The organism is Novosphingobium sp. SG720 (genome assembly GCF_012275365.1).
Lineage (GTDB): Bacteria > Pseudomonadota > Alphaproteobacteria > Sphingomonadales > Sphingomonadaceae > Novosphingobium > Novosphingobium rhizosphaerae.
In genome coordinates this window covers 48,979-70,941 of the sequence record NZ_JAAZQN010000008.1, presented here as the reverse complement: position 1 = coordinate 70,941, position 21,963 = coordinate 48,979, and the positions used below count along the sequence as shown (strand labels likewise).

Below are 21,963 nucleotides of genomic sequence, written 5' to 3'. Positions count from 1 at the left end.
GCGCGCTTTTTCAAGGCTGCACAGGCTCGGCGATACAGGTCAGTCGCTGGGTTCCCAGACCGGTGATCGTTCCCTCCACGACGTCGCCCGGTCGGAGGAAGCGCTGGTAATGCGTGCCGTTTCCAGCAGGCGAGCCGGTGCAGATGATATCTCCAGGCAAGAGCCGGACGAGGGAGGAGATGTATTCGATCTGCCGCGCAACATCGAAAATCATGTCAGTGGTGGATTCATCCTGCATTGTCTGCCCGTTGAGCTTGAGCTCGATGCGCAAATCCTGCGGATCGGCGACAAACCGGGCAGGCGCGATAAACGGCCCGAGCGGCAAGAACGATTCCTGGCATTTGGACGCCAACCAATCCGTGCCGATCACTTTCATGTCAGCACGGTAAATGCGGTCACGGCTCGAAATGTCGTTGGCGACGACATAGCCGGCCACCGCCGAGAGCGCGTTCTCCCGGGAAATGCGTCGCACGGGGCGGCCGATCACCACGCCCAGTTCCAGCTCCCAGTCCGGCTCTTCGACACCGGCTGGAAGAACGATATGGTCGTATGGCCCCGTCACGGCTGAAGGCAGCTTCACGAAGGCATAGGGCACGCCATTGCGGGCGCGTTCGTCCATCATCGCGTAGGCCGCTGCCACGCGTTCGTCGCTCGACATGCCTGCCGTGACAGGGTCAGTCTGCTTGGCGGTGAGTTCGGCCACATGCCTGCGGTAATTCGCGCCGGTGCAGAAAATCTGCCGCGGTCGCAGCGGTGCCTCGAGCCGCACATTTGCCAATGGAATGGCGCAATCTGGGGGCGGATCCTGCATCACGGCCGCAATTTGCCCATCGGCGTAATCCCACGCTTCGAACACAGCCAGGGTGTCACGAAATGCCGCCAGTCCTGGCAAGCGGGCGATTTCCCAGACATGCTCGCCACGGATAACACAGGCAAACACGCGTTGTCCGTGTGTCGCCGTTCCTATCGCGTATCGTTGCGACACAGCGTTTCTCCCATTTCTGTTGTGCTTCAGTCGCCTTGGCGAACTGCGTGGAAACTGACCGTGCGCCAAGCGCCATCGCGCAGCGCCCACACCTGCGTGACGAAAGCCTGCACCTCGATCGTCTCGTCCACGTCGCGCCGACCGACGACGTTGGTCATTGGTCCGGTGACGACCACGACATCGTCGGCCAGAACGCGCACGTTCAGTTCGCCGCGCCGGACTTCGAAAAAGCGCAGGATGCGCCCGGCATGATCAAGCAGTTGGGCCTTGGTATGCACGCTGCCGGTGGTGTGCACGTGCACGAGATCATCGGCCATCAGATCAGCAAGCGCATCGATGTCGTCTGCAGCCAATGCCGCACAACGACGCGCTTCCGCCGCTCTGACCTGGGCTTTGATCGCAAGGAGAGCGTTGGGTGTCATCGCGGTCATTTTTCAACTTCCGTCCGTAATCAGAGTGCCCCCGTCCACAACAAGGTTGTGACCCGTGACGAAGCCCCCGGCAGGGCTGGCGAGAAATACAGCAGCGCCCGCCACTTCGGCCGGGGTCCCCGGCCGGCGCAGCGGGGTCAATGCCATGCGCCGATCGCGCACTGCGTGGTTGTCCAGCAAGGAACGCGACAGTTCGGTTGCGATGACGCCTGGCGACAGGGCATTGGCGCGCACGCCTTTCGGTCCGAGCTGGACCGCCAGATTGCGCGCCAACTGGGCCAACGCCGCCTTCGCCAGGGCATAGGCATTGATTCCGCCATTGCCGCGCAGGCCAGACAGGCTGGCGGTGAAGATCACGTTGCCTTGCCGCTCGATCAAATGGGGCAAGGCCAACTTGGTCAGCAGCACCTGCGACGTCAGGTTGATTCCGATAACGCGTTCATACTCCTCGATATCCATGTCAGCAAAGGACCCGAATTGCTCGGGAACGCCGGCATTGCACACAAGGATGTCGAGGCCGCCGTGCTCGGCCACCGTGCGGTCGACCAGCGTCGCAAGCTGCGCCGGGTCGGAAACGTCGCAGACCACGCCAAGCTGGCCCAATTCCGCAGCCACGTTTTCCGTGTCAGCCGCATTTTCGCTGGAAATCACCACGCGCGCACCGGCCGCGATCATCGCTTGTGCAATCGCCCGACCGATCCCGCGGGTAGAGCCGGTGACCAAGGCCACTTTGCCGGTCAGATCAAACATCGTCATGGCTATTCCGCCTTGTTTTCAGGCAGCGGTTGGCCATTGTGGACATAGGCCGGCGCTTCGATCAGCACGAACGCAATGCGGCAAACCGCGTCGGTCGTATTCCGCCACAAGTGGTTGGTGCCGCGCTGAATGATGATCCCGCCAGCCTCGATTGTCTTCGTGACGCCATCGTCCAGTTCGAGCTCGATGGCACCGCTGAGCACAATACCGTAATCGATGCTGTTGGTGCGGTGCATCGGGCTTTCAGAGCCGGGGTGCATGTCGACAATCCGGATCACCGAGCCAGCGTTGAGGGTCAATCCGGCATCGCGCTCGCGGCCATCGGTCTCGTCGTTGTTGTCGGCCGGCACAGTAGCCGTCGTCCACATCAGCAAAAAGTCTGCCGGTGCAGACGCGATCGGCTGTGGTTGGGCAAAATCCTCTGATACGAATATTGCTCGCCCCGCCGCATCATGGCCGGTGACGACCCGTTGTACGGGGGGCATCTTCTGCAGTTCCACCATGTTATTTACCCCGAAATGCCGGTAATCGGTGATATCAGTGGCCTGCGCGCTCTTTTCTTTTCGGCGTCGTGCCTTCGACATAGCGCACTTCCCATGGGCTCTCGTCGAAAATCCAGGGTTGCAGATTATGCATGAAACTCATCGTGCCGAAGCCGGCATTCCAGTGGCGCGGCACCCAGCTGTCGTCGTGCATGTCACTATCGCAGCCATATTCCGCGTCGCCGCCCGCTGGACAGGGCAGATACAGGAACACCGCGCTGGCAATGCGATGGCGGCCCAGCCCCCAGATCGACTTCTTCCAGCCACGCCGCTCCATATAGTTGCCACCGACCATGACTTCATCGATGTCTTCGACGCCGAAATTGGCATGGTTGAAGCGAACCTGGCCGTCGCAACCCGGGAAGGGCAGATCCGCCCTGAGCCAGTAGATCGAATGATGGTCGAGCGTGCCCGGCGCGCGGGCAAAGACACCGAAACCTTCCTGCACGTCCGACAGGCGGAAATCGAGGTTGTCCCGGTACCATTCCCAACTCGCCTGAGGGTCTGGCGTCTGATAAACGACATGCTGGATGGTCTTGGGATTGGCCTTTAGCCGCCATTTTCTGTGCTGGTTCAGCCGATTGATCGTCCCCAGGCTATTGACCGGGTCCGGCGCGCCAAACACCCTTTGCTTGGCGAACACGCGAATACCCGAAGCGATGCCGTCGCAATCGAAGAAATGAGCGGTCCCCTCGGCGTCGATCGAGACCTCGGTCACGGCGCTCAGCCGCTTGACCGCCCGATCGAGATGTTTTTGATTGGGCACACCCCAGATGACCTTCTGGACGCCGTACCCGACCAGGCCCTGCCCCTCGGTCCGCGCGACATCGAGCGGGCGAATGATGACGGAAGATCCCTCCTCCATCTCGAACAACGCTTCGCTCTCGCTCGACTCTATCAGCGGCAAGCCGAAGTCGGTGAAATAGCGCGTGCAGATGCCGACGTCTTCGACGCCGTACACAATCGTCTCGATGCCATTGATTCCAGACACGGCGTGCCTCCACGATTTGATGAATTGGGTTCAGTATTCTGCCGCCAGCGCCTTGAGCGGCGCAGCCATCAGCGGGCCGAGCTTCTCCATCGGCCCCCGTTCGAGCTGGTGCCGGCCGATCGCCAGGCTGCTTTCCACCACAACGCGGCAGCGTTCGTACCGGCGGGCGGTGAATGCATCGAGCGCTGCCATGACATCGTCGCCATGACGCTCCAGCTCCTCGGCCAGAACCAGGGCGTCCTCCACGGCAGCGCCGGCACCGGATGCGAGGTGCGGAGTCGTGGCGTGCACCGCGTCCCCAATCAGCACGACGCGCCCGGCGTTCCACGGCGCTGGCTGGAGCGCGGCTTCCAACGGACGATAGACGATGGAACTGGCTTGCGAGACAGCATCGCGGATATCGGCGACCGCACCGCCGAAATCGGCCAGCAAGGCGCGAACCAGCGCCGGCTGTTCGGCGGGGGCGACGCGCCGGCCATGCGGATCGGGATTGAGAATAAAGAGGTAGACGGAGTCATCGGAAACCGGGGTAATGCCGACGAGGTTTTCGTGGCCGACGTAGAAATGCCCGTGCATCATGTCGGCAGGGCGCTTGGCCACGATGCGCCAGCTGCCTTGCCCATTGGGCACGGGTAGTACCGCCCCGGGGAACAACATGCTGCGCGTGTTGGAGTAGATGCCGTCGGCCCCAACGACGAGATCGAACGATTGCTGCTCCCCGCTGGAGAACGTCACCGCGACGCGGTCGGCACTATTCTCGATCTCCTGAGCGGCGACGCCAAGAACCACCTCGACCCCCAACGCCCGCACCTCGCGCGACATGATCTGGTGCAGCAGGGGCCGCATGATCCCGCCGGAAGACGGCAGGCCGGGCTCAACCGGCGCAGTTTCGATCTGGTTCAGCAATGTACCGTCGTAAAGGTAGGTCCTGAGGCCAGAAACGAAACCGCCCTGCTCCAGGATTGGCGCCAGAATGCCCAGCCGCTTGAAAGCGCGCAATGTCGGCGCGGTGATCGAAATGCCTGCACCATAGACGCGCCAGTTCGGATCGCGGTCGATCAACTTTACCTTGTGTCCCAGTTGGCTCAGCCGGATGGCGGTCGCCATGCCACCAATCCCGCCACCGATGACAAGCACAGAATGCACAGCCATTTTTTGATCCACCACCTTTATGCAACGACGAGGCCGAGCAATTCAGCCGCATTCAGTCCCAGGACTTTCTCTCGCACCGCTGGATCGAGCTGGCTGTGGAACCCGACCGGATCGGGTTCAGACATATCGAACGGATAGTCCGTTCCCAGGCAGAGGCGATCGGCGCCATGCACCCGGACCAGCGCATCCAACTGGTCCCGTTCGAACACCAGCGTATCGACCCATATCTGCCGCAGGTAATGGGACGGCGGGTGCGCGCTGTTGCAGTTGCAATCCGGCCTCACTCTCCAGGCGTGATCCATGCGCCCCCAATAGGCTGGCAGATAGCCTCCACCGTGGGCCACGCAGAGCTTGAGTCCCGGATAGGCATCGAGCACGCCGCCAAAGATCAGATGCGAAAGCGCCAAGGTGGATTCGAGCGGGTTTCCGATGATGTTGTTGAGATAATATTCCGTCAGACGCTGGCCGTGGGTGAACCCGAGCGGGTGGATGAAGACCAGGATGCCAAGCTCCTCGGCGGCGGCAAAGAATGGTGCAAACGCCGGATCGGCCAGTTCACGCCCGTTGACGTTGGTATTGATTTCCACCCCGCGGAAATTCAATTCCGTCACGCAACGACGCATCTCCGCAATTGCCATTTCGGTGTTTTGCAGGGGCACGTGACCCAGCCCGACAAAGCGATCCGGCTGGCCGGCAACCACATCGGCCAGACCATTGTTGACCATGACGCTCAATTCACGTCCCAATTCCGCGTCGGCGAAATAGAAGTATTGCCCTGGTGATGGGCTCAAGGCCTGAACATCGATGCCGAGCCGGTCCATGTCCTCCAACCGTTCCTGCACGCCGTGCAGGCGCGAACCGATGGCGGCAAACTGGGCGCCATTCACTTTCTGGGAAGCCTCGGACGTGAATGGCATGGCTGCGGGCGCAGTCGGCATGGCTTCGCGCAAGAGAACGTCTGCTTCGCGCACGGCATAGTGACAATGGATATCCACGACCAAGGACTGCCCTGCCCGCCGCACCATTCGGGGGGTGCGGCCATGCTGGCAATGATGGAAGCCTCCGTTCACCACATTCTCCCACAATCTGGCTCGCCTCCTTTGAGAAAGCCATGCCGTTGTCTGGGAGACTAGAGCCTGCGCCGCGCGGCCCAAAAGCGTTCCTTCGGATAGGTTATATCGGCCAAAACGATGGCCAATTGGATTCGATTTGGCCCGGTAGATGGTCTATCCCGACGGGGGAGAATTTATGCGCTTTGACAAGCTAGATCTGAACCTGCTGGTGGCCTTTGACGTCCTGATTGAGGAATGCTCCGTGTCCGCCGCCGCACGGCGCCTGAACATGAGCCAGTCGGCGACAAGCGGCGCATTGGCACGCCTGCGCGAATTCTTTCAGGACAGCCTGCTGGTGCAAGTCGGGCGTGTGATGGTGCCAACCGAAGTTGGCCTGGAACTTGCCGGACGTGTGCGCGAAGTTCTCACCCTGATCCGGGCAACGATCACCACTCCGATTGCTTTCGATCCTTCGACCATCAAACGCAATTTCCGGATCGCCGTATCGGATTATGTGTACGATGTGGCGCTAGCCGAGGCGATCAAAGAAATTCAGAATATTGCGCCAGACCTTACTTTTGACCTGTGCACTCCCAATCAATACAACTCTGACCGGTTTCAACGCGGTGAGATTGATATTTTCATTACCATCGAGGAACATACGCACGTCGATCATCCGGGCCGGCCGCTTTTCCAGGATCAGCTCAAAGTCATCGCCTGGGATCAAGAACCTGCAGAAAACGGGGAATTGACGTTCGACGAATTTCTCAGACGCCCGCACGTGGACGTGACATTTGGCCAAGGGCGGGCGCCGTCCTTCAGCGAGCGTTTCATCAGTGAGGCGCAGTTGGCGTTGAAGACAGAATTGCGGGTGGAAAGCTTCAACGCTGTGGCCATGAGCGTGATTGGCACGCGGCGCATGGCGCTGCTCAATGGCCTGCACGCCAAACGCTTCAGCCGCCTCTTGCCGCTGCTGGTCTATCCTCTACCGATGTCCGCGCCGCCCATTCGCGAAGTCATCCAGTGGCATTCGATGCGGCGTGGCGACACTGGCCTGCAATGGCTCAAGGAGCAGATATTCGCGCGCAGCCAGGCCATCGTCCAGCGCGAAGACTGAGTTTGACTTGCTACGGGGTCCAACCCATCGGGGGGATGGACGAGACTTTCGGCCAGGCGCGGGTAACATTGCCGCCTGGGCCAGACACCGCCCGATGGATTGATACCGCGCATATCGGCGAAACGCGGGGCCTCACCGCCGCGATCGGTTAGGTCGTGACCAAACACCTAGATTGGCTGGGCGAGTTGCTGGCTGACGTCGCGCATGATCCCGGGAACGTCGATGTCCTTCTGGTGCTCGACTTCGGCGCGGGCGAGTTGCCAGCTGGCTTCCACCACCATGCGCGCCCGCTCGTAACGCCGATCGGCAAAGCGGGTGCGCGCGGCCGGAATCTCCTCAGGCGTAGCCGATATTTCCTGTGCCAGGACAATGGCATCCTCGATCCCCATTGCGGCTCCCTGCGCCAGCACCGGAGGATTGGCGTGGGCCGCATCGCCGATGAGCACCACCCGTGCACTGCCCCAGGGCTTGGGGACGATCATGGCGGGAAGCGGACTGAAGCTGACCATCGCGGGATCACGCACATGCTCGACGAGCTGGGCAATGAGCCCCCCGTAGCCCTGCACTTCCTCGGCAAAGATCGTGTGGAGCCGATCCTCCGCCTGCCTGCCGCCATCATACGCCTGGACGATATACATGTACGCAAGATCGGACGAAACCGGGCAGACGCCCACCACGCCATGCTTGCCTCCGAAGAAGATATGGCTCCGATCCAGGCCGGCCGGCCGCGGAACGGCCGCGCGCCAGCACGCCTGCCCCGAGGGCGACGGTTTGACATCGGGCATCAGCACGGCACGGGTGGACGAATTGACCCCATCGGCTGCAACGACCAAATCGTAATCTGCAGTCGATCCATCGCTGAACGAGATGGTGACGCGGTCATCGGTCTCGTGCCAGCTGCCGATCGTCAACGCACAACGGATCGGTGCCGATACCGCACTCGCCGCCTTGAGCAAGATGGCATGCAGGGCGGCGCGCTTGATCCCCGTACCACCGGGCCATCGCGGGCCGCCGATGCGCGGCAGCGGGTTTTCGAGCAGTAGCGAGCCCTCGGCTTTCATGATGTTGATGAAATCTGCCGGCACGCCGGCAGCGACGCACTGTTCTGCAACCCCTATTTCATCCAGGGCCCGCATTGCATTTCCAACGAGCGTGAGGCCGACCCCGCCACCGTCGTCGATCACCGGCTTGCGCTCGATCACATCGACATGCCAGCCCCGCCGGCCAAGAGCTGCGGCAGCGGTAAGCCCGGAAATCCCGGCACCGACCACGAGAACGCGGCCTTTTGTGTCAACAGCGGCGCTCATGCGAGCACCTTGGCTTTCTCGCGCTCCTGCGCCACCTGTGCTGCAATCAGCCGGCGCGTTCGAATGGCGCCTTCGTCCGAACGCACGGCGACCTCGGGTGCCCGGCCCTGGCCAAGCTGATCGAACAGGATCTGGATGTCGTCCAACGCCACCACATCCTCCATCAACAGGTGGCGCAGGTCCTCGAAAATGCCGGGGTGCGTGTTCTCATAGTCGTTGGCGAGCGCCACGAACTGGATGCAACTGCGCGGTCCGGTCGGCGTGATGCCGAACACCAGGCGGCTGTCGCGGCGCGCCTTGTCTTCGCTGTCGGTTTCCACAAAGCATTGCCGGACAACGCAGACGTTGGGTGCGTAGCTAATCAGCTCCAGCGTGCGGTCCGCGCGCGTTCCCTTGAGGCCCATGCTGCGGGCAACCATGGGGGCGATGACCTCGTTGCTGAACTCGCGGACCATCGTCACGCGCACGCCGTCCTGATGGCAGGCATATGGGTGGGCAGCGACGTTGCCATCGTCGATCAACCCGTGGTGCAGAAACGAGATGTGCGTTGCGTCGACCAGGTTTTCCAGGGAAAACAGATAATTGGAATTGGCCGTCAGGACCAGGCCATGATAGGCGTGGAAACCCGGCGCCGTCAGCCCGAGGGCATCATGGTCGGGGATCAGGCTTTCGTCGACCTGCTCGGCGTCGCCCGGCCAAATCCAGATCCACCCGCCGATTTCCTTGAGCGGGTAGCGACGCACCGCCAGAGCGGACGTGGGCACGCCGCCAGAAGGAATGAGGCAGGCCCGGCCCTCGGCATTGAAGCGGATGCCATGATAATGGCACTGGATCGTGTCACCGAACAGCACGCCGCCGTTCGAGAGGCGCATGCCCCGGTGGGGGCAGCGATCGAACAGCGCCACCGGGTCACCCGCCTCGGTTCGATAAAAAACGATCGGCTCGCCAAACAGCGTCCGGTGCATCGGCTCACGCGTGACCTCCGTGCTGAAGGCTGCGACATACCATTGGTTGCGTGGGTATTCAGCAGCCCCTGGCTGCATGTTGACGCCGTTGATCTGCATTGCCTTGTCCTCTCGTGTTCTGGTCTCGGACGCACTGCCCCTAGGGCCGCTTCGCCGTTGAGCCCGGCCTGGCAATCTAGCGGTGCGCCTGCCCGATCATTTCGACCCGAGGCAAAGCCGCCCGCCACGATCTCGTGAGCAACGCGAGGCGCACAATTCCATGGGATTGTGCAAAACCCACCAGCCCTCGGTCGCCGGACATCCGAGCCAGTTTGCAAGCAATATCGGATTAACGAAGCCATTCGAGTGGACTGGGGTCCATTTTTGGGCTCTATTCGTCCGAAGGCATTTCGGACACCGATATGGACAGCCTCAGCAGAGCGCTTTCAGACAAACGGCTACGTGGTTCGTTGCTGGCCATGCTCGATTTCGCCAACCCCTGGAAAGTGGATTTCGAATCCGCTCCATCGGGTGCGCCCATGCATTACATTCTGGAAGGGTCTGCTTGGCTGGACCGACCCGGAATGGAACCCATTGAGTTGCGTGAAGGGGACTTGGTGATGTTCCCGCGCTGGGACCGCCATTGGCTGCGCAGCGCAGATGGCCATCTGCGCGAACTGACGGTACGCGAGGTGGTCAGCCAGAACAGCGGCGACGTATGGCGACCTGGGGACTGGCTGAACCGGCCGCTCTGGCTTACGCTCGAAGGTGGTGCACAGCACACCCGCATTCTATCCCTGGTTTTTGAACTCGACGAGACCACCCCGCACCCTTTGCTGCTGGGCTTGCCCCGTTTCATCAAGATAGACGCAGCAAGAACGGGCATGGAGCCCTGGCTTCGCATGACGTTGGACTTTTTGTCGGCGGAATCCGAACAGCAGCAAAGTGGCTATGCCGTCGTTTCGAGCAGATTGGCGGACCTGGTATTTACGCAGATCGTCCGATCGCACATTCTGCGGCATCCCGACGAAGTCGCGGGATGGCTGCGCGCGCTTGTCGATCCTGGAATTGGCGCGGCGCTTGCCGTGATGCATGATCGGCCGGACGAGGATTGGCCACTGCACAGGCTGGCGAGGAACAGTGGCATGTCGCGCAGCACATTCTGCTTAAGGTTCAAGCAATTGCTTGACCAGACGCCTTACCAGTATTTGCGCATGGTCAGGCTCGATCGGGCGCGCGAACGGCTGCTGGCAGGCGAGCGGATCAAGCTGCTGGTAGAGGAAGCAGGCTATGCGACGCATTACGCGTTCAGGAAAGCCTTCCGCCAGCGTTTCGGCATGTCGCCGCAAGAGATGCGTCGGCAGGGAAGCCGGACACAACAAGAATGACCGACAGCAAAGCGGCCTGTGAATATGCTCCACAGGCCGCGAATTTATGATCGTTCCATCATGACAGGTCTAGAAAACGCGATCATTCTCTGAGCATCTGCCATCGCCCCGTTTATTAGCAAAAGCGGCTTTCAATTTTTGCTATCGGGCTTCAGAACTTGCCCGAGAAACGAACGCCATACGTCCGCGGGGGTGCGTAGCTGGTTGTCAGGACGCCCGCGACTGAGCTGTTATACGTGGTGAGAACCGGAATCAGCGTGTTGGTCAGATTGCGCCCCCAGAACGTCACGTTCCAGGCGCCCTGGGCGGAACCGAACCGAATAGCTGCATCCACACTGAAATTGGCGCCGGTGTTTTGCTGGACCAGGTAATCGAACCCGTCCACGGCATTGGAACGATAGCGACCCTGCGCCGAAAGCGCCAAGTCGTAGTCGCCCAGGTGGAAGGTTTGCTCGAAACCACCGTTGATCGACCACTTGGGCGAGTTCAGGCCCGGCTTGCCGGCGCAGTTGACCAGATAGACCGCGCCCTGGGCATTGGTTCCGGGCGTGTAGGGACAGCCCACCACAGGCGGAAGATTGGTACCGCCGGCGGGTGTCGAGTAGGTGAACTCCGTCAGCTTGTTGTCGAGATATTGTACTGTCCCGGTCAGGAGCAGGGTATCGGTCGCCTTCACCTGCACGTCCAGATCAACCCCGCGGATGTGCGAAGCGCCGGCGTTGTCAGCAAAGAAGCTTGTCTGGCCGTTGCTATCCAGGCCGAAGTGCGAAATCCGCTGGTTGGAATAGCGCCAATCGAACAGTTCGATGTTGACCTGCAGCCGACGATTGAAAAACCGGTTCTTCAAACCGACCGTCCACGCGCGAATGGTTTCCGGCAAATAGGATTCGTGGCCGAGCGAAAGCGAGAAGCCGCCCGAGCGATAGCCGGTTTCGTAGCTGACATAAGCCAGCGAATCCGCCGCGATGTCCGCCTCTGCCCCCAGGCGATAGGTGAACTTGCTGTTCTTCTGCGTCTGGTCGACGTCGGTGGGCGAATAGAACAGGATATTGCCAGCCGAGCCGAACGGCCGGGCATTGGCGGCGCCGGCAGCAGGCGGGAAGCCGAATGGGAGTTGCGAGGCGGGAATGGCCGCAGCGATGCTTGCCAGCGTGTCGCCGACCGGCAACGACGGCCCGCCAAAGCAGCCGGGGCCGTTCGGCGGCGGCGCATTGGTGCAAATGTTCAGCAGAGAAATCGCGGTGCCGTCAAAACGCTTTCGATCCCAAGTATAGCGGCCTGCGGCTGTCAGGCGCAAGCGCGGGGTGAGATTGGCGACAATGCGACCAAACGTGGCCGTCGACCGGGAATCCTGCCGATAGTCCTGAATGCTGCTGAGCACATATTGCGCGTAGACAGCGTTCCCGGACAGCTTTTCATCCATGTAGAACCCGCCGACGAGCCAGTCGAAAATGCCGATACGCTTGCCGTTCAGCCTGATTTCCGAACTGAACTGGGTGTCGTGCTGCTGGTCGTAGGAGCCGCTGAACGATGGTCCGTTGTAAAGGTCGTCCAGCACCGCCTTGCGATAGGCGGTTATCGACGTGATCTGGCCAATGCCGGTGTCGATGTTGAGTTCGCCGTGAACACCCCAGATGTTGTCATTGAGCTTCGGCGTGGCCAAGGGGGCGGGATTGTTGAAAGAGCCGCCGATTACCAGCTTGGAAAAGTAGTCGCGCGCCTGCGTGGTCAGCAGCCCGCTCCGCGCCGCCAGATTGACCGGCACATAGGAATAGTCGGCCGGCGAACTGGCTGTCTGCGGCGTGCCGGGGGTATACTGGAATGACCCATTATAGGCTTGGCCGGCCCCCATCCCGCCAATATTGGTGTAGTCGGCAGACAGTCTCAGGCTCACGCCCGGTGCGGGCTTGGTCAGGAACTGCACGCGAACCGCCTTGGCATTGCTGTCATCCGTACCATCGGCGTTATAGCCGTCGGAGCGCTGGATGCGACCGGAGACGCGCAAGGCAGAGTTGTCGCCCACAGCCAGGTTTGCGGCGGCCTCGGCTTCGATCCGGTTGTAGTTGCCATAGCCCAGAGTGAGATCGAGCGAATTCTGGCCGATGATCGGATGCTGGGGAATGACGTTGATCGCGCCGCCCGTGGCGTTGCGCCCATACAGAGTGCCCTGAGGGCCCTTTAGGACCTCTACCCGTTGCAAATCGTAGAACGATCCCGCCGCGCTCGGCTTGGCGATGTAGATGCCGTCAAGATTGAAGGCGACCGCGGAATCGCTGTAACCGTTGTTGTTGTAGTTACCCACGCCACGCAGGAAGAAGCTGGTCGTAGACCCGCCACCCTGGGCGACAGTCAGAGCGGGTGCTACCGTATTGAGGTTGTTAACGCTGGTAACGCCGGCATTGGCGAGGGCAGCTTGTGAGATGACGTCGATCGGAACCGCTGCCTTCTGGGCGGATTCAGACTTGCGCTGCGCAGTAACGACGATCTCCTGGAGCCCAACAGATCCGCTCTCGCCGTCAGCCCATGCAACAGAGGGCATGCTGCAGAACGACGTGACAAGCATTGTCGATATCATGAAGTTTTTCTTCAAGGCCATCCTCCCTAATGGTATTTTTATTTTCCGCTAATATTATAATTATATATGCGAATTCGACTTCTATTCAGAAGGCATTTTGATTGCCCAAACGCGGCGAGGCGCCATTTAATTTTTGATAAATCTTTGCCACGCTGAGTCTGCGCAGATATCCTGCAGGCGATCCGCCCGGTAAAGTCGCTTGACCGGATAACACCTATCGCTGCCGCCGATATTTACTGGAGAGCGCCTGGCCGCGGCCGGCGATGATCATCGCCAAGGGTTGGCTCATGTCCTGAACACGACTGTACGGCCCACGGTAGGAAAGGGTGATTGCGTACCGCAGTCGCGATATCGCGCCCTTTGTCGACGAGTGAAAAGCCCCCAGGTTTTTAGGCGGCTCAGATCACCGCGCGGGGGTATCCGGCAGCGGAAGCGCGCCGTCGATCGCCGTGCGTCAGGGCAGGATTGTTGTTTGGCAGGCGCAATGCCTGCGCGGGCACATCGCCGATCGGATCAATAGCTGCGCAATTGACGCAAGGATGCGAACCTTGCCGCGATCACCAGCACCGCAGCCGTGGTGACCGCGCCGCCCAGAACGATCGCCGGAACCAGCCCCAGCAGATCTGCCGTCACCCCCGATTCAAACGCGCCGATCTGGTTCGAACTGCTGATGAAGATGCCGTTCACCGCGCCCACGCGGCCGCGCAGTTCTGGCGGGGTGCGAAGCTGGACCAGTGCGCTGCGGATGTGAATGCTGACCATGTCAGCCGCGCCGATCCCGGCCAGCAACAGGCTGCTCAGCACGAAGCTGCGCGACAGGCCAAAGGCGCAGGTCAGGAGGCCGAACACCAGCGTGGCCCCGATCAGCACGCTGCCGGAATTCCGCGATACCGGATGGCGCGCAAGCCAGATGCCCAGGGCAACAGCGCCCAGGCCCGGTGCGGCCCGCAATATGCCCAGGCCAACGGCGTCGACATGCAACAGGTCGAGCGCGACAGCCGGCAGCAACGCCGTGGCGCCGCCGAACAGGACAGCGACCAGATCGAGCACCATCGCGCCGCCCAGAACGCGATCGCGCCAGATCACGGCAAATCCGGCGAAGGCGGACTTGAGCCCGAGCGGCTGATGGGCCGGCCTTCTGGCCGGGGCCGGCAAGGAAAGTGCCGCCACGGCGGCGGCCAGCCACAGCACCACGGCCACGCCAAAGCTGAGCTGCGGAGTGATCGCGTACAACACGCCTGCCAGCAGCGGACCGCCCAATCCGGCGACTTTGGCCACCGACATGGTCCAGGCTACCGTCGCGCCGACATGCTCGGGCGCGACAACCAGCGGGATGAGCGCCGTATTGACCGGATGCTCGAACGCGCGGGTAAAACCGGTGATCAACGCCGCGGCAAACAGCGCGGCAGCGGTGACGGGCGAACCCATCACCGTCGGCACCAGCAGAATGAGCCCCGCCAGAGCATTCACCACCTGGGCGATCGCGGCCACCCGGCCGGGCGGGAAGCGATCGATCAAGTGGCCGGCAGGCAATGCAAAGCAGATGCCCGGCACGAACTGGATCAACCCCAGCAGGCCAAGATAGAGCACCGAGCCGGTGGTCTGGTACAGTTCGAGCGACAGGGCAAAGGCGATCAGTTGGGTGCCCAGCACCGACAAGCCACGCAACGCCCATATCGACAGGAACGGGCGTTGCAGCAATCCCAAAGCGACTGGTCGCGCCTCCGCCGGAGACGCGACCAGTGCCTTTTCACCCTGCTGCCCGGCTTCGAGGTTCACTGCACACCGGCAGGTGCCAGGCGCTCTTTCATGGAACGACCCGCCAGTTGAACGGCAGCCCGTTCCACGGCCAGCCCCGGATTGGTGCGCGCCATCGACATGTCGCGGAAATAGCGCTGGAGGCGCGTGCCATCCTTGGCCGCCGCGCTGGTGCCGACCGAGGTGTAGAGCAGGTCGATCGCTTCGCCGGCGAGGCGCGCGGCGTGCTGCATGCCGGCCTGGATCCGCATGTCGTCGAGTGCGGTATAGGCGGCCGGGTCCTTGATCCCGGCAGCGCAGTAATCGAGATAGGACTGCGCGCCCGCCAGCACCGCATTGCGGGCCGCTTCCAGCAGACCCAGCGCGATACCATAGGGCCGCGTCAGATCCTGCAACCCAGCGCTGACGATCGGCGTGCTCGGCCCGGCCATCTTGTCACGCGCGATGCGCTCGAATTCATCGAGCGCGGCAAAGCCCGCACCCACCAGAATGGACGAGATCTCGGTCTGGAAAAAGCCGAACATGCGGCCCGAATACATCGGGTTGCCGTGAAGGTGATACCCCACCGTCCCGCCGGTAATATCCAGATCGAACAGATTCTGCCGGACCAGGAAATTCTTGGGGATCAGGACCTTGTTGATCCGGATGCTGTTCGATCCGCTTGCATGCAGGCCAATGAAGCCGCGCCAGTTGTCGAGCAGTTCCCAGTTCGCGCGCGGGACGATCGCGATACCGATCTGCGGCGGGCCGGCTGGATCTCCGCCGGCAATGCGCACGCCGAAAATGGCATAGTTGCTGTGTGGCGAGCCCGAGCAATAGTCCCACAAGCCATCGATGATCCAGCCATCGTCGGTTTCGGTGGCCGTACCGCTGGGCACGGCACGCGCCGGCGCACAGAATTCGCCGGTTTCGCCAAAGATCGCGTCCTGCGCGTCCTTGGGAAACACCGCCGCGACGTTGAGCGCATGCCCTGACGCCAGGCTCAGCCCCCAGGCCGTGCCCGGGCAGCCGCGCCCGACTTCCATGATCACGCGGGCAAAGACGGTGAGGTCGAATTCATAGCCGCCGTACATTTTCGGCTGCAGGATGCGGTAGAAGCCGGCCTTGCGGAAACGCTCGTGCATTTCCACCGAGCAGCAGCCCCGCTTTTCGCTGTTGGCCTGGTCTTCGAGCAGCAGCGGACGCAGCGCCGCCGCGCGCCGGATGACTTCGTCAGGTGTCAGCCCCGGTTCGGGTTGAGGCAGACTGGTCTGCCTTTCGATCACGGCATGAATGGGTTTCGGCACAGCTTCGTTACTCCTGCGAACTGATGCCATCGACCTTGCTGCGCATGGGTTCAGCGGACAAGTTGCCGCCCGTCTTCGTCCGCCACGAGTACATCAGCCGGGCAAAGCAAAACGCCGCCTTGTTACCCGGCAAGACTTGCCGGATGACAGAATTGCCAAGAAATGGGAGTGTAAACATGGACTTCGAAAATGCCCCGCGGATCGCTGCCGTCACGCCCGAGGCGATGACGGCCGACCAGAGAGCGGCGGCAGACGCGCTGGCCGCCGGCCCGCGCCAGGCCGTGCGCGGCCCGTTTGCCGTATTGCTGCACAGCACCGGGGTATTTGGACCAGCCCAGGCGCTGGGGGCTTACTTGCGGTTCGAGAGCACGATCCCGGCCCGGCTGCGCGAACTGGCGATCATTGCCACCGCCCGGCATTGGCGACAGGACTACGAATGGCAGGTGCATGCTCCGCTTGCACGCGATGCGGGGCTTGCCGAGGCAGCGATCGCGGCGATCGCCGCCGGCGACGTTCCGCAAGACCTGGCGCCCGACGAATGCACCGTGCTCGATTTCACGCGCCAGTTGCACGCGACCGGCCAGGTGGACGACGAGACGTTCACCCGCGCCCAAGCGCTTCTGGCCCCTGCAGGCGTGGTCGAGCTCTGCGCGATCTGTGGCTATTATGCGATGTTGGCGATGGTAATGAACGTGGCGCGCAACCCGTCGCCGCCCAACCCATCCGCCTTTTCCTGACACGACGGCAAGCCGCCCGCAGGACAGAACGTCCTGCGGGCGGCACTGCACCCATGGCGTTCAGAACTTGCGTTCGACCGTCAGCACGAACTGGCGCGGGCGCGCGGGCGTTGCCCGCACCGTGCCCTTGCCCTGAAGCGTATCGTCGATGTTGAGATAGTAGTACTTGTCGGTCAGGTTGCTGACATCCAGCGCCGCGCGCCACAGCTTGTCGGCAGATTTCCACGTCAGGTGCGCATTGAAAATGGTGCGCCCCTTCAGCCGGTTGACTTCCGCGTTCACCGTATTGGTGAACAGATCGGACTGATAGTTCGCATCGATCCGCGGTGTGAGCGATCCGACGGTGCCCAGATCGAATTCATATTGCGTGCCGAAGTTGGCGCGCCACCGGGGCATATAGATCGGGTCCATCGTCTCGGTCACGCCCGATGCCTGCGCATCGGCGCTGAGCCGCGTGGTCTTGAACCGAGTGTAGCTTGCCGATCCATCGAACGACCAAGCGTTGGTGGCACGCGCGCTCAGTTCCAGTTCGAAGCCATAGAGGCGTCCGTCACCCGAATTGAGCGGAATCGCCGAAGCGGGAAAACCGCCATAGCCATTGGTGATCGTGCGCTGGAAATCATTGTAGATGTCATAGAATGCCGCAGCATTGAGCTGCACCCGGCGATCGAACAGCGAGGATTTGGTGCCGAGTTCGAAATTGTAGAGCTTTTCCGGCCCGAACGAGGCGATCTGCGAGGGCACGAACGGACGCGGGTTCACGCCGCCTCCGCGGAAACCGGTCGAGAACGTCGCGTAAGTCATCACATCGGGCGTCCAGCGCTGGTCCAGGCTGACGCGGAAATCGACAATGCCCTTGGAGTAAGTGCCCGTCAGCCCGTTGACCGAGGCGTTGAGGTCGCTCTCTGGCACGGTCACAGCCGCGCGGATGAAATGATAGTCCTTGGATTCGTGGGTGTAGCGGGCGCCCACGGTGAGGGTCGTCCTGTCGGCCAGGTGCCAGTCGGTGTGCGCGAACACGGCGCGGCTCTTGGACTTCACGATATCGCCCTGGGTGAAGTCGGTATATTGCGTGTCGGCGTTGACCAGAAACGCAGGGCCCGTGAAGCCCAGGTTGAAACGGCCCGCCTGCACGCCATCGCCGTTGAAGAAATAGCCGCCAACGATCCAGTCGAACGCACCGATCTTGCCGCTCAGGCGCAGTTCCTGGCTATAGGCATCGAACGTCAGGTCGTTCTGTTCAAGCGAAGCGTTGAGCGGCCCGCCATCGGCGTCGTTGGTGAACTGGGCGGTGTAGCCGGTATAGGCCGAGATCGAGGTCAGCGAGACGGTGTCCGAAATCTTGTATTCCACCTTCAGCGAGGCGGCATGGCTGTTGGAGCGCGAATAGGCGCCCGGGCTCCAGTTTTCCTCGGGCACAGCATACGTGGAATAGTTGACGAAGCCGCCGCCGGTGACGAATTGCGGGAAATTGGTCTTGTTGGAAAACGGGGCATAGGTATCGCGCGCCGCGATCAAGATGGTGCCAGCCGGTTCGTCGCGCGCAAAATTGAGATCGCCCGACAGGTTGACTTCCAGCCGGTCGGTCGGCGTCCAGCGCAAGGCCACGCGGGTGCCGAAATGCTTGGTGCCGCCTTCGGTACCGAGCTTGCAACCCGCCGCAGTGGTCTGTGCCGCCACGCCGGAATTGGGATGGAGGCAGCCATAGTCGAGACGATCGACATAGCCGTCCTGCCGCGAGAAATAGCCCGAGACGCGGACCGCGAGGGTATCGGTCAGCGGCAGGTTGAGGATGCCACGGATGGTCGCCTTGTTGGCGCTGCCATAGGCCGCCGTCAGCGAACCGCCCAACTCGTTCGTCACCGGGCTCGACACGAGCTTGACCGTGCCACCGATCGAGTTGCGGCCCGCCAGCGTGCCTTGGGGCCCGCGCAGGATCTCGACCCGCTGCAGATCCATGAGATCGAGCGCCGAACCGAACAGCGTGGGCTGATAGACATCATCGACATAGATGCCGACGGCCGGCTCAAGCGCGAAATTGTAGTCGTTGGCGCCGATGCCGCGGATCGCCACCGATGGCGTGGCGCCATAGCCCGAATTGCCCTGCTGAATGGTCACGCTCGGCGCCGAAGCGGCAAGGTCCACCAGATTCAACTGGTTGCGCTGCTTCATCTGTTCGGACGAAACGGCGGTCACGGCAAGCGGGATGGTCTGAAGCGCTTGCGAACGATACTGCGCCGTCACGATGATTTCGGGAGCCTGCGGAGCGGATTTGGCCGGCGTGTCCTGCGCCTGCGCCAGAACTGGCGATGCATAGGACACAAGAGCGACCAGACTGACGCAAGATGCTGCCAAGTGCGGACGCCCAAGTAGAGACTTTTTCATTTTCCTCCCCTTTTGCCATATTGTGTGGCCTGCTCCCCATCCAGACTTTTACCGGGGGTTTGCGCAACGCCCAGCCTTGGCGCGTCCGCTTGGTGTCGTGGATTGGGACGGGACCGCGGGGTCAGAAATGCCGGAAAACGGGCGCATACCGCGCCGCAGCGGGATGGATTGCGGGGAAGCGTGGCGCAGGCGCGGATTGCGAAAGCGTTTCGCGCCGCCGGTCTGCGTGACTTTGCCGGATAAAGGAACGGCGCGTTTCGAGAGGAGACTCTCCCCCACGAAACGCGCCGCGCATTGGCTTAGCGTGCAGCAGCAATGGCCGCTTCGGCGCCCGCCTTGGTAAACAGCTTGAACTTGTTGGCGAGCGGCCCGCCCATGGCGATGAGCCTGCCACCTTCGTCGATCGCGCCAAGGTCGACCGGCTCTGCCCCAAGGTCCTTGATCAGCTTGGCGACCAGGGCATTGGCCTCGCTGTCGCTACCGGCCAGGAACAACACATTCTCTTCGCCCGCCGGCGGCAGCGTCTGGTCATAGACCGGAATGGGCTCGTGGTTGAACGCCTTGACCAGCCGGGCACCGGGCAGAAGCCCCGCAACCACATCGCTCGACAGCACGTCGCCGATTTCGATGACATCCTCGGGCTTGGGCCCAAGGCGGTTGTTGGTGGCGTCGATCACCACTTTGCCGGTCCAGTCGATATCCTTGACCGCACTTTCGATCTGCGGCCATCGAATGGCCAGGATCACGACGTCGGCCGCCTTGACCATGTCTGCCGGCGTGGCTGCCGACACGTTGCCTTCGATCTTGGCCACCAGTTCGGCAAGGCTCTCGGGCCCGCGCGAGTTTGACAGGATGACATCCCAGCCGGCCTTGGCCGCTTTGGGGGCGAGCATCTGGGCAAGGCGCCCGGCTCCGAGAAAACCAATCGTACTCAAGGCAACACTCCAACTGCAGAAAGGAAAGGTGGATCGGGTGGTTATTCCGCAAATTCGACGGCAAGCCCGTCTTGCGCCAAAGGCAGCGCGGCATAGGCCGCATCATGAACCGGGATCGCCTGCTCCCCCCCAAGCGCCGACAGGGCATCGGCGACGAGATCCGCAAGGTGCCGCTCGATCCGGTCGCGCCCGGCAAGCAAGGGCGGGCCCAGCTGTTCACGGGCCTGATCGAACGGCATTTCCTTGAGGTCCCAGACCAGGTTCATCGCCGCCACGACCTCGCCCCCGGCCCGGATGGGCACGGCAATGCTGGCGCAGCGCGTATGCGGCAGTTCGGGACACATGCTGAAACCGTCACGACGCCCTTGCTCGACGATGCGATCGATCGCCTCGCGATCGGCCATCAACCCATCGTCGGGCAGCCTCTGTGCGGCCAACGCTTCCAGGATCAGCGCGCGCTGCGGGGCATCGCAATGGCTCAGAAACGCGCGGCCAAGCGGGCTGAGCAGCATCAAGCGCTGCCGCCCGACCATGCCGATGTCCGACGAGAACGGGCTAAGCCGATGGGTGGATTCGATAATCAGCATCGCGTTGTCCTGGAACACCGCCAGGTCGCACGGCCACAGATAGCGCGCGGTCAATTCATGCATGACCGGCCAAGCCGCCTGCCGCAGTTCTTCGTGCACGCCCTTGGCCCGTGCCAGCCGCTGCACCCCGCCGGTCAGGCGAAATTCGCGGGCGTTGTAGCCACGATGAACCAATTTCATCTCCTCGAGCGTTTCAAGGATGCGATGGACAGTGGGGCGAGGCAGTTTCAATTCTTTGCAAATGTCGGTCGGCTGGGCGCCTTTGACGGAATTGAGGAAGCGCAGAACATCGATGCCGCGCTGAAGCGAGCGGATGCGCCTGTAGGTCACCGGCAATCTCCCAAATATTTTTGTTTCTATGCCAGCGACGATACTACGTCGGGCGGGGGCCGCAAAGCAGGCTGTTGGCCCCCGCGCCCAGCCCCGGACGGCTGATCTCACCGGAAAACATCAATTATACTATTGATAAATATGTATATTTTTGCCGCTGCGGCAAATCCCGAAAATGTACACCAGGCGGACCAACGCAGCAGGCCGGCCTGGCGACAGGCCGGAAACGCAAAATCGCGCCGCCTTTGAGGCGACGCGATTTTCAAGCCGGACGATGCGGGCTCAGCCGAACTTGGCCTTGAGTCCATCAAGCGCGCCGGAGATATCGGCGCCGATACCCTTTTCGGCCATTTCACGCATCGGTTCGGGGATTTCCACTTCGATGCTGTAGGCGACCTGCGCCTTGTCGCCCTCGGCAGTCACGTGGAACTTGGCGAGGAACCCTTCCAGACGCGGCACGCCGGGGGGGAGGTCCTGGTTGGGGACCATTTCGTAGGCCAGCACCTTTTCGGCATCGTCGAGGGTGTGGATGCGGTCGAGCACGGTGTTGCCGCGCTTCATCAGCACCTTGCGCTCACCGGGGTTAACCCCGCGCTCGATCGACGTGATGTGCGGCTGCCATTCGGCAAAGTTGTAGAAATCGCGCACGTAGTTCCAGACCTCGTCGGCCGAAGCGTTGAGCGTGACTGTTTGGGAAACTTTCAT

19 protein-coding genes are annotated in these 21,963 nt (G+C 61.9%); 3 read left to right on the top strand and 16 right to left on the bottom strand.

What is annotated here, in order from left to right; genetic code table 11:
- Nucleotides 1-10 precede the first annotated feature (10 nt).
- From FHW94_RS21335 to FHW94_RS21305, 7 genes are all read right to left on the bottom strand, one after another.
- A complete protein-coding gene (locus FHW94_RS21335; protein ID WP_349237582.1) occupies nucleotides 11-940 on the bottom strand; it encodes a fumarylacetoacetate hydrolase family protein in 930 nt (309 codons plus the stop codon).
- A gap of 71 nt (nucleotides 941-1,011) precedes the next feature.
- A complete protein-coding gene (locus FHW94_RS21330; RefSeq protein WP_168557855.1) occupies nucleotides 1,012-1,416 on the bottom strand; it encodes a nuclear transport factor 2 family protein in 405 nt (134 codons plus the stop codon).
- 3 nt (nucleotides 1,417-1,419) lie between these two features.
- Entirely contained in the window at nucleotides 1,420-2,166 is a 747-nt protein-coding gene (locus FHW94_RS21325) for an SDR family oxidoreductase (RefSeq protein ID WP_246866328.1), read from the bottom strand.
- 8 nt (nucleotides 2,167-2,174) lie between these two features.
- On the bottom strand, nucleotides 2,175-2,675 hold the full coding sequence (locus FHW94_RS21320; RefSeq protein ID WP_168557911.1) for a cupin domain-containing protein: 501 nt from the start codon (nucleotides 2,673-2,675) through the stop codon (nucleotides 2,175-2,177).
- A gap of 34 nt (nucleotides 2,676-2,709) precedes the next feature.
- A complete protein-coding gene (locus FHW94_RS21315; protein WP_210425803.1) occupies nucleotides 2,710-3,705 on the bottom strand; it encodes a VOC family protein in 996 nt (331 codons plus the stop codon).
- A gap of 30 nt (nucleotides 3,706-3,735) precedes the next feature.
- Nucleotides 3,736-4,857: an FAD-dependent monooxygenase gene (locus FHW94_RS21310; RefSeq protein WP_282599614.1), complete on the bottom strand. Its 1,122-nt coding sequence runs from the start codon at nucleotides 4,855-4,857 to the stop codon at nucleotides 3,736-3,738.
- 17 nt (nucleotides 4,858-4,874) lie between these two features.
- Nucleotides 4,875-5,852: an amidohydrolase family protein gene (locus FHW94_RS21305; RefSeq protein ID WP_349237583.1), complete on the bottom strand. Its 978-nt coding sequence runs from the start codon at nucleotides 5,850-5,852 to the stop codon at nucleotides 4,875-4,877.
- Nucleotides 5,853-6,078: 226 nt separating this feature from the next.
- On the opposite strand from FHW94_RS21305, the gene FHW94_RS21300 reads away from it, so the two are divergent.
- Entirely contained in the window at nucleotides 6,079-7,026 is a 948-nt protein-coding gene (locus FHW94_RS21300) for a LysR family transcriptional regulator (RefSeq protein WP_168557852.1), read from the top strand.
- Nucleotides 7,027-7,193: 167 nt separating this feature from the next.
- Here FHW94_RS21300 and FHW94_RS21295 read toward each other — a convergent pair whose 3' ends face one another.
- Nucleotides 7,194-8,333 (bottom strand): FAD-dependent monooxygenase, encoded by a 1,140-nt coding sequence (locus FHW94_RS21295; RefSeq protein WP_168557851.1) that lies wholly within the window; start codon nucleotides 8,331-8,333, stop codon nucleotides 7,194-7,196.
- Nucleotides 8,330-9,397 carry an aromatic ring-hydroxylating dioxygenase subunit alpha gene (locus FHW94_RS21290; RefSeq protein WP_168557850.1) on the bottom strand — a complete coding sequence of 356 codons (1,068 nt, stop codon included), beginning with the start codon at nucleotides 9,395-9,397 and terminating at the stop codon, nucleotides 8,330-8,332. Before FHW94_RS21290 ends, FHW94_RS21295 begins: the two co-directional genes overlap by 4 nt.
- Nucleotides 9,398-9,699: 302 nt before the next feature.
- Between FHW94_RS21290 and FHW94_RS21285 the strand changes: the two genes are divergently transcribed.
- Nucleotides 9,700-10,665 (top strand): AraC family transcriptional regulator, encoded by a 966-nt coding sequence (locus tag FHW94_RS21285; RefSeq protein ID WP_168557849.1) that lies wholly within the window; start codon nucleotides 9,700-9,702, stop codon nucleotides 10,663-10,665.
- Nucleotides 10,666-10,816: 151 nt separating this feature from the next.
- Here FHW94_RS21285 and FHW94_RS21280 read toward each other — a convergent pair whose 3' ends face one another.
- From FHW94_RS21280 to FHW94_RS21270, 3 genes are all read right to left on the bottom strand, one after another.
- Nucleotides 10,817-13,255: a TonB-dependent receptor gene (locus FHW94_RS21280; RefSeq protein WP_168557848.1), complete on the bottom strand. Its 2,439-nt coding sequence runs from the start codon at nucleotides 13,253-13,255 to the stop codon at nucleotides 10,817-10,819.
- 498 nt (nucleotides 13,256-13,753) lie between these two features.
- On the bottom strand, nucleotides 13,754-15,019 hold the full coding sequence (locus tag FHW94_RS21275; protein WP_168557847.1) for an MFS transporter: 1,266 nt from the start codon (nucleotides 15,017-15,019) through the stop codon (nucleotides 13,754-13,756).
- The gene (locus tag FHW94_RS21270) at nucleotides 15,016-16,284 is read right to left on the bottom strand and encodes an acyl-CoA dehydrogenase family protein (protein ID WP_349237581.1); all 1,269 of its coding nucleotides are present in this window, start codon (nucleotides 16,282-16,284) and stop codon (nucleotides 15,016-15,018) included. The genes FHW94_RS21275 and FHW94_RS21270 overlap by 4 nt, the downstream gene beginning before the upstream one ends.
- 176 nt (nucleotides 16,285-16,460) lie before the next feature.
- Between FHW94_RS21270 and FHW94_RS21265 the strand changes: the two genes are divergently transcribed.
- Nucleotides 16,461-17,021, top strand: a complete 561-nt coding sequence (locus FHW94_RS21265) for a carboxymuconolactone decarboxylase family protein (protein ID WP_210425802.1) — start codon at nucleotides 16,461-16,463, stop codon at nucleotides 17,019-17,021.
- A 60-nt stretch (nucleotides 17,022-17,081) separates the two neighbouring features.
- Here FHW94_RS21265 and FHW94_RS21260 read toward each other — a convergent pair whose 3' ends face one another.
- From FHW94_RS21260 to FHW94_RS21245, 4 genes are all read right to left on the bottom strand, one after another.
- Nucleotides 17,082-19,376 carry a TonB-dependent receptor gene (locus tag FHW94_RS21260; RefSeq protein WP_168557845.1) on the bottom strand — a complete coding sequence of 765 codons (2,295 nt, stop codon included), beginning with the start codon at nucleotides 19,374-19,376 and terminating at the stop codon, nucleotides 17,082-17,084.
- Between the two features lie 329 nt (nucleotides 19,377-19,705).
- Nucleotides 19,706-20,341, bottom strand: coding sequence for an NAD(P)-binding domain-containing protein (locus FHW94_RS21255; protein WP_168557844.1), 636 nt, complete (start codon nucleotides 20,339-20,341; stop codon nucleotides 19,706-19,708).
- Nucleotides 20,342-20,382: 41 nt separating this feature from the next.
- Nucleotides 20,383-21,369, bottom strand: a complete 987-nt coding sequence (locus tag FHW94_RS21250) for a helix-turn-helix domain-containing protein (RefSeq protein ID WP_168557843.1) — start codon at nucleotides 21,367-21,369, stop codon at nucleotides 20,383-20,385.
- A 171-nt stretch (nucleotides 21,370-21,540) separates the two neighbouring features.
- Entirely contained in the window at nucleotides 21,541-21,963 is a 423-nt protein-coding gene (locus FHW94_RS21245; RefSeq protein WP_168557842.1) for an SRPBCC family protein, read from the bottom strand.

What these genes read in the sequence shown, in the direction of transcription:
- FHW94_RS21320 (WP_168557911.1), bottom strand. Translation starts at nt 2,675, where the DNA reads ATGGTGGAACTGCAGAAGATGCCCCCCGTACAACGGGTCGTCACCGGC.
- FHW94_RS21245 (WP_168557842.1), bottom strand. Translation starts at nt 21,963, where the DNA reads ATGAAAGTTTCCCAAACAGTCACGCTCAACGCTTCGGCCGACGAGGTC.
- FHW94_RS21285 (WP_168557849.1), top strand. Translation starts at nt 9,700, where the DNA reads ATGGACAGCCTCAGCAGAGCGCTTTCAGACAAACGGCTACGTGGTTCG.
- FHW94_RS21295 (WP_168557851.1), bottom strand. Translation starts at nt 8,333, where the DNA reads ATGAGCGCCGCTGTTGACACAAAAGGCCGCGTTCTCGTGGTCGGTGCC.
- FHW94_RS21300 (WP_168557852.1), top strand. Translation starts at nt 6,079, where the DNA reads ATGGTCTATCCCGACGGGGGAGAATTTATGCGCTTTGACAAGCTAGAT.
- FHW94_RS21330 (WP_168557855.1), bottom strand. Translation starts at nt 1,416, where the DNA reads ATGACCGCGATGACACCCAACGCTCTCCTTGCGATCAAAGCCCAGGTC.
- FHW94_RS21265 (WP_210425802.1), top strand. Translation starts at nt 16,461, where the DNA reads ATGGACTTCGAAAATGCCCCGCGGATCGCTGCCGTCACGCCCGAGGCG.
- FHW94_RS21290 (WP_168557850.1), bottom strand. Translation starts at nt 9,397, where the DNA reads ATGCAGATCAACGGCGTCAACATGCAGCCAGGGGCTGCTGAATACCCA.
- FHW94_RS21310 (WP_282599614.1), bottom strand. Translation starts at nt 4,857, where the DNA reads ATGGCTGTGCATTCTGTGCTTGTCATCGGTGGCGGGATTGGTGGCATG.
- FHW94_RS21325 (WP_246866328.1), bottom strand. Translation starts at nt 2,166, where the DNA reads ATGTTTGATCTGACCGGCAAAGTGGCCTTGGTCACCGGCTCTACCCGC.